This is a genomic window from Amycolatopsis sp. NPDC059027, from assembly GCF_042739735.1.
In the GTDB taxonomy this organism is placed as follows: domain Bacteria; phylum Actinomycetota; class Actinomycetes; order Mycobacteriales; family Pseudonocardiaceae; genus Amycolatopsis.
This window is the reverse complement of record NZ_JBHYIK010000144.1, coordinates 1-3976: the sequence shown is the minus strand read 5'-3', so window position 1 is coordinate 3976 and position 3976 is coordinate 1. Positions and strand designations below refer to the sequence as shown.

Below are 3976 nucleotides of genomic sequence, written 5' to 3'. Positions count from 1 at the left end.
GACACGTAGACGTCGGCGGCGTCGCCGCGGGTGAAGGTGACGATGTCGTCCTTGCCGTCGCCGTTGAAGTCGCCGACCGCCGGGATCTCGCCACCTGCCGCGAAGAAGTCGTGCCATTTCCAGCCGTCCTGGACGAACTTGGTGCCGTCGGAGAAGGACACGTAGACGTCGGCGGCGTCGCCGCGGGTGAAGGTGACGATGTCGTCCTTGCCGTCGCCGTTGAAGTCGCCGACCGCCGGGATCTCGCCACCCGCCGCGAAATGGTCGTGCCATTTCCAGCCGTCCTGCACGAACTTCGTTCCATCCGAGAAGGACACGTAGACATCGGCGGCGTCGCCGCGAGTGAACGTGGCGATGTCGGTTTTCCCGTCACCGTTGAAATCGCCGGTCATGGGGATTTCGTTGCCGATCGAGAAGTGGTTGTGCCAGGTCTTGGGCTGATCGAACCCGGTGCCGTTGGACAGCGCCACGGTGACCACTCCGGTGGCTCCTCGGGCGAAGGTCGCGATGTCGGCCTTGCCATCGCCGTTGAAGTCACCACTGAGCGGGATCTCCTGCCCGGCCACCAGGTAGTCGCTCCACTTGGCCGCCGGGTTCGTGAACTTCGTGCCGTCCGAGGGCGCGACATAGACGTCGGCCAGTTCGCCGCGCGTGAAGGTGGCGACGTCGTCCTTGTCGTCACCGGTGAAGTCGGCGACCGTGGCCAGTTGTGTGGTCGCCGACGCGACGGTCGAGGCCAGCGCGTCCTGACCGGTCGCGGTCACCGGCACGATGCGGTAGTACCAGGTCTGTTTGCCGGGGAGGTTTCCGTGCGTGAAGCCCGGCGTGGTGACGGTGCCGAGCAGCGTCGCCTGGCTGAGCGGCACGTCCGCTGTCTGGGAACCGTAGACTCGGTAGGACTTGTAGCCGCGTGCCGCGACGGGATTCCAGTGCAGGTTGATGGCGTGCTTGCTAGCCGGGGTCGCGGCGAGGCCGAGCATCTGCTGCTCGATCCAGTCGGTGATGTTGTCGAGACGGGTTTCCACCGTGCCCCGCCGGGTTTCGGTCTCGCCGAGGCAGCCTGCCTGCCATGATCTGTCGTTGAGGGCGACGAGTTCGGGCCAGCCGTTGTTGTCGCGGAACGCGGGGCCACCGGAATCCCCCTTGCAGGTGTTGGCGTCCGGTGTCTGCCCGGTGATGCCGATCGTGGTGGGCGCCAGCGCCGAGACGGAAAACGTCGCCGTGTGCAGTTTGCTGGGCGCCCACTCGGTTTTCGTACGGCCGTAGCCTGCCACCCGGAGAATTTCGTCTCGTCGCGGCTCGGTGTTGCCGATCTTCACCGGGGCTACACCGGTGACCGCGGTGGCGAGTCTGACGAGGACGAGATTGCGATCCGGGCGGGGAACGAGCGAGGTCACCGGGACGACCTGCCCGCCGGTGGTGGTCAGGTCGGTGCGGCCGATGGTGGCGGTCGTGGGCTGCTTTGGCGGGCCCGCCGGTGCGGGCTGGCCGTTCTCCGAGAAACAGCTGGAGGCGGTGAGCACCCACAGCGGATCGACCAGCGCACCGCTGCAGCTCCGGCCGGTGGTGTCGATCTTGGCGACGAACGGGTAGGTGTTGTCGGCGGCGGGGCCGCCGCCGGTGATGGCGTGCGCGGGTGCACCGGCCAGCAGGCCGGCGGCGAGTGGTGTCGTGAGCAGACCGATGATCCACCCAGCCCGCGGGCGGGTACGTGGCACAGCGGGATCCCTTCTCGGGGTTCGGTTTTCGGAATGTCCTGACCGGTCAGGACGACGCGTTCAGTTCGAGCAGGGTCGTCGGCGGGTTGCTGGGGTTGCTCCCGGTGCCGACCTGGGTCGATCCGCTCGGATCGACGTCGACGGTGGTGTGCTGCCCGTCGTCGGTGGTCAGTTCGGCGCGCAGCTTGTGCCCCTTCCCCGCTTCACGCCCGTCGCCCCGGATCTCGAAGACGGCGGGGATCTTCACGGCGAGGCGCCCGGTGGGGGCGGTGACCCGGAAACAGATCAGGCCCTTGCCGCCGATTCCGATGCCGGGACTGCTCACCTGGATGAAGCCGATCGGCCCGGTGGGCGGGGTGGCGCAGTCGGCGAACAGGATGTGCCCGTCGCCGGAGATCAGCTTGACCCCGTAGTCCGCGAAGATCTTGTCAGCGCCTGGATAGGCGTAGTCCTCTTCGAGCGTCGGCGGTTCGTCGGCGGCGCGCGCCGGGCCGGGGGAGACGCCGGAAGAGGGGGTGACGCACATCAACACCACCACGACCCCGGCGAGGCCGACGACCAGAAGCCGATAGAGCAAGCGCACAGTTCCCTCTTTTCTTGCAGTACTCGGGCAGGCGAAAGTTTGTTTATTGAGCAGCATGAGCCGGTGAGCACGAAAAGTAGGCGCGGATGCCGCGCCTTCAGAAGCCCCCCGACAACCCCCAGGCAAAGACTCTGCCAAGGCCGAGTATTCCCTGGCGCGGACGCCAGGGCAACTGTCACCTGAGCCAAGTTCGGCAGCTCGTCACGTTCTCGGTAATGGGATTGTTCGCAACATGGGGTTTCGGCGCAATCGACTGGGCCGAACAGAGCAGACTCGCGACCGTTTGGGCCGAACAGTGCAGCAGTGGGACAAGGTTCCGGACAAGTTCATCGCGCGTTCTTGACTTCGCGGGGCGATCGGCTGCCCTGTGCTGCTTGCGCTACACCAAAGGTGTCAAGAAGCCGGACGGGCATTGAGCACCGTCCTGGTCGAGTGCTATTAATGATTCGCTATCCGGCATCGCCGGTAATTGCGGAAAGCGCTGTCTGGCGCAACGCGAGGGCATCACGTCTTTCAGGGAATAACCGTCAGCCGGGGAGGGTGACAGGGTGAAACCGTTGAGAACAAGGCCGCGCCGAGCGCGGCTCGTCACGACATTGTCGGTGATCATCGCGCTGGTCTGGCAGCTGGTCGGGGGCCCGCCGGCCCTCGCGGCTCCCGGCGCGGCCCCGGCATCGGCCGCGCCGCGTGCCGAGGCACCACTCAGCCCTCGTGCGCAGGTCGTGGCGATCTGGCGCTCGGCGGGTCCCGTGGTGCGGGCCGAAGCGGAGAAAGCGCTGCTCGGTTCGGACACCGAGGTGCAGGCGTTCCTGGCCACGAGCGTGGATCGGTTCGCGCCCGTCGACGACCGGATCAGCGTCAACCGGATGATGGCCGCCGGCGGAGTGACGCTCAAAGCCGCCGCGCAGCGGGCTCTGGACTCCACCGTGGACGGTGCCCTGCGGACATTCCTCGAATCGGGCTGGCAACAGCCCGCCGCGACCGACCGGCGGCTGCGGGTCAACCAGATCATGGCCAGTGCGGGCCCGGTGGTGCGGAAGGCCGCCCAAGAAGCGCTGGACGCCAACACACCCGAAGCCCTGCAAGCCTTCCTGGAGACGAAGCTTTCGGTCGCGTCCGAGACCGACCAGCGGCTGCGGATCAACCAGATCATGGCGGGCGGCGGCGCACAGGTGCGCGCGGCCGCACAGCGCGCGCTGGACGCGGCCACCGCGCAGGCATACACCCTGTTCCTGACTTCCGAGTGGCCGGTCGCGGCGGCCAGGGACCAGGAGACGGCGAGCATCGCCGAACTCGCCGCCGTCGCGAAGGACGCGGGGGATCAGGCGGCGCGCGAAACCCAGTTCGCCAAGGACGCCGCCGCCCGCGCGGTCACCGAGGCGGAGCTGGCGCGCAAGTCCGCGGAAGACGCCGCGCGGGCGGCGGAAAGCGCGAAGGGCCACCTCGCCGAAGCCGCGGCTGCCGCGCAGCGGGCGGCGGAGGCCGCGAACCGCGCGGCGGCGGCAGCGCAGGAGGCGATCGATGCGGCCAATGCGGCCGCCGCGGCCGCAAGGGTCGCCGCCGCGGCGGCGGGGGGGGCGTGGGGCGCGGCGGCGAAGGCCGGGCCGGGCGCGGCGGGGGGCGGGGGGGCGGCGGCGCGGGGGCGGGCACACCACAGGCAGGTGAGGGTCGCCGG

The 3976-nt window shown here is 68.8% G+C and carries 3 protein-coding genes; 1 reads left to right on the top strand and 2 read right to left on the bottom strand.

Features of this window, described 5'->3' with window-relative positions:
• Both ACFWY9_RS44395 and ACFWY9_RS44390 read right to left on the bottom strand, forming a co-directional pair.
• A partial coding sequence (locus tag ACFWY9_RS44395) for a trypsin-like serine protease (protein WP_378341723.1) occupies positions 1-1718 on the bottom strand: 1718 nt, incomplete at its 3' end.
• A 46-nt stretch (positions 1719-1764) separates the two neighbouring features.
• Entirely contained in the window at positions 1765-2301 is a 537-nt protein-coding gene (locus ACFWY9_RS44390) for a hypothetical protein (RefSeq protein ID WP_378325691.1), read from the bottom strand.
• 557 nt (positions 2302-2858) lie between these two features.
• Here ACFWY9_RS44390 and ACFWY9_RS44385 point away from each other — a divergent pair.
• Positions 2859-3976: ALF repeat-containing protein (locus tag ACFWY9_RS44385; protein WP_378341722.1), on the top strand; the 1118-nt coding region annotated here is incomplete at its 3' end.